The organism is Streptomyces sp. SID5785 (genome assembly GCF_009870065.1).
Taxonomy (GTDB): domain Bacteria; phylum Actinomycetota; class Actinomycetes; order Streptomycetales; family Streptomycetaceae; genus Streptomyces.
Genome location: NZ_WWIA01000249.1, coordinates 1 through 3,290, shown reverse-complemented (window position 1 = coordinate 3,290; position 3,290 = coordinate 1). Strand labels below are relative to the sequence as shown.

Here is a 3,290-nt window from a genome sequence, read left to right as displayed (position 1 = left end):
GCCGCGAGGTCGTCGACCGTCTCGTCGAACCGCTGCTCGGGGGCGTCTACGCGGGCGACGCCTACCGGATCTCCCTGCGCAGCGCCGTGCCCCAGCTGTTCGCCGAGGCCCGCCACCACCGCTCGCTCACGGCGGCCGTCCGCGCGCTCCAGGAGAAGACCGCCCGCGCCCAGCAGGCCGGCCCGGTCTTCATGGGCATCGAGGGCGGCGTCGGCACGCTGCCCGACGCGGTCGCCGAGTCGGTGCGCCGCAAGGGCGGCCGGATCGTCCTCGGCGAGCGCGCCGTCACGCTCGGCGCGCGCGGCACCGAGCGGCAGTGGCGCGTCGACACCGAGTCCGGCCGCACCTACGACGCCGACCAGGTGATCGTCGCGCTGCCCGCCGCGCCCGCCGCCGGTCTGCTGCGCACCGCCGCGCCCATGGCCTCCCAGGAGCTGCGCGGCATCGAGTACGCCTCCATGGCCCTGATCACGCTCGCCTACCGCACGGAGTCCGCGCGCCTGCCCGAGGGCAGCGGGTTCCTCGTGCCGCCGGTCGACGGGCACACCATCAAGGCCGCCACCTTCGCCTCCCACAAGTGGGGCTGGATCGCCGGGGAGAACCCCGGCCTGACCGTGGTGCGCACCTCCGTCGGCCGGTACGGCGACGAGAAGGACCTCGGCCGTGACGACGCCGACCTCGTCGACGTGGCCCGTCACGACCTGCGCGAGGCCACCGGGCTCGACGCCGCACCGGTCGCCTCGCACGTCACGCGCTGGCAGGACGGACTGCCCCAGTACCCGGTCGGGCACACGGACCGGGTCGCCCGGATCCGTGGATTCACCGGCCGGCTGCCCGGTCTCGCGCTGTGCGGCGCCGCCTACGACGGGGTCGGCGTCCCGGCCTGCATCGCGAGCGCGTACGCCGCCGTGGACGAGCTCTCCGGCGACGCGAGCGGCCGCACGGAGCTGGAGGCGAACCCGGTGCAGAGCCTGCACGGCGGAGCGGGAGAATAAGGGCATGAGCGACGACACCACGGCCCCCGAGGCCGCCCGGATCCCCAACAAGGGCAAGCTGGCCAAGGACCTCAACGAGGTCATCCGCTACACCCTCTGGTCCGTCTTCAGGCTGAAGGACGTCCTGCCGGAGGACCGTGCGGGCTACGCGGACGAGGTCCAGGAGCTGTTCGACCAGCTCGCCGCGAAGGACGTGACGATCCGCGGCACCTACGACGTGTCGGGCCTGCGCGCCGACGCCGACCTCATGATCTGGTGGCACGCCGAGACCGCCGACCAGCTGCAGGAGGCGTACAACCTCTTCCGCCGCACGAAGCTCGGCCGCTCCCTCGAGCCGGTCTGGTCGAACATGGCGCTGCACCGCCCCGCCGAGTTCAACCGCTCGCACATCCCGGCCTTCCTGGCCGACGAGACGCCCCGCAACTACGTCTCCGTCTACCCCTTCGTGCGCTCCTACGAGTGGTACCTGCTCCCCGACGACGAGCGCCGCACGATGCTCGCCGACCACGGCAAGATGGCCCGCGGCTACCCGGACGTGCGGGCCAACACGGTCGCCTCGTTCTCGCTCGGGGACTACGAGTGGATCCTCGCCTTCGAGGCCGACGAGCTCGACCGCATCGTCGACCTCATGCGCCACCTGCGCGGCTCCGAGGCCCGTCGGCACGTGCGCGAGGAGGTCCCCTTCTACACGGGCCGCCGCAAGAGCGTCGCCGACCTGGTCGCCGGACTGGCCTGAGCACCAGCGCACACGCGGTGAGGGGCGGGGCGCGCGGCCCCGCCCCTCACCTGTGTCACCGGGCGCGCACGGCCCGCTCGGGCGGTCCGCCCGAGCCCAGCGGGGCCGGTTCGGCGTGCGCCGCGCAGGACGCGGACCGTCGTGCGGGCAGCCGCCCGTCGAGGACGTAGGCGTCCAGGTGCCCGTTGACGCAGGCGTTGGTGCCGCCGCCGATCCCGTGCGTGCCCGCGTCCCGCTCGGTCACGAGCACCGATCCGGCGATCCGCCGGTGCATCTCCTTCGCCCCCGCGTACGGGGTCGCCGCGTCGCGTTCGGCGGCGAGGATCAGCGTGGGCGGCAGTGCGCCCGGCAGCGTCCGCACGTCCGTCGGCTGCTGCCGCGGGCCGCTCCAGTAGGCGCAGGGCAGGTTCGTCCAGACGTTGTCCCACGTCTCGAACGGGGCGACGCGCGCGAGCCGCGTGTTGTCCCGGTCCCAGGTGCGGAAGTCGGTCGGCCAGGGCGCGTCGTTGCACTCGACGGCCGTGTAGACGGCGCTCGCGTTCTCGTTCTCCTTCGCCGCGATGTCCGAGGACACTGGCGCGGCCTGGGCGATCAGCGGCTCCGGGTTGCCCGCACGGTACTCGGACAGGGCCAGCGCCCGCAGCGGCCAGTAGTCGTCGTAGTAGCCGGCCTGGAGGAACGCCGACTGGAGCTCGCCCGGGCCGACCTTCTTGCCGGCCGGCGTGCGCGCGAGCTCCGCCCGCACCTCCTCGTACGCGCGCTGCACCGCCTCGGGCGTCGTGCCGAGACCGTACGTGTCGTCGTGCCGGGCCACCCAGGCGCGGAAGTCGGCCCATCGCTGCTCGAACGCGGCCGACTGCGCGAGGTTGTTGCCGTACCAGACGTTCCCCGGCGACGGGTCGACCGCCGAGTCGAAGACCATCCGCCGCACGTGCGAGGGGAACAGCGTCGCGTACACGGCCCCGATGTACGTCCCGTAGGAGGCGCCCATGTACGTGAGCCGCCGCTCGCCCAGCGCGGCCCGCAGCACGTCGAGGTCGCGGGCGTTGTTCTGCGTCGTGTAGTGCTCCAGGTCCGGGTTGCGCCGCGCACAGCCGCGCGCGTACGCCTTCGCACGGGCGATCCGTTCCTGCTTGTCCGCCTGCGAGGGGTACGTCGGCGCCTGCGTCGGGCCCCCGGCCGTGTTGTTCGGGTCCCTCGGGTCCTTCGGGTCCCGGCAGGACAGCGGCGCGGAGCGGCCCACGCCGCGCGGCGCGTAGCCCACGAGGTCGTAGGCGGCGCCGATGCGCTTCCACTCGGACATCATCCCGGCGAGCGGGAAGTACATGCCGTTGCCGCCGGGGCCGCCCGGGTTGAAGACGAACGAGCCCTGCCGGGCCACCTTCTCGCCGCCCGCCCGGCCGGTGGCCCTGATCCGGCTGACCGTGAGCCGGATCGTCCGGCCGTCGGGCCGGGCGTAGTCGAGCGGCACGGTGACGGTGCCGCAGGTGACCGGCTCGGGGAGGTGCTCCGCGGCCGGGCAGGCGCCGAACCGGATCCCGGTGGCCGCCGCCCGCTCG

The 3,290-nt window shown here is 74.0% G+C and carries 3 protein-coding genes; 2 read left to right on the top strand and 1 reads right to left on the bottom strand.

Annotated features, from left to right (window positions below; all coding sequences use genetic code 11):
• Positions 1-995 (top strand): protoporphyrinogen oxidase (hemG, locus tag GTW43_RS07530; RefSeq protein ID WP_161300848.1); only part of this gene is annotated, 995 nt, incomplete at its 5' end.
• A gap of 4 nt (positions 996-999) precedes the next feature.
• Positions 1,000-1,731 (top strand): hydrogen peroxide-dependent heme synthase, encoded by a 732-nt coding sequence (hemQ, locus tag GTW43_RS07525; protein WP_161300847.1) that lies wholly within the window; start codon positions 1,000-1,002, stop codon positions 1,729-1,731.
• A 55-nt stretch (positions 1,732-1,786) separates the two neighbouring features.
• Here the strand turns inward: hemQ and GTW43_RS07520 are convergent.
• On the bottom strand, positions 1,787-3,290 hold a 1,504-nt coding region (locus GTW43_RS07520; protein ID WP_161300846.1), incomplete at its 5' end, for an alpha/beta hydrolase.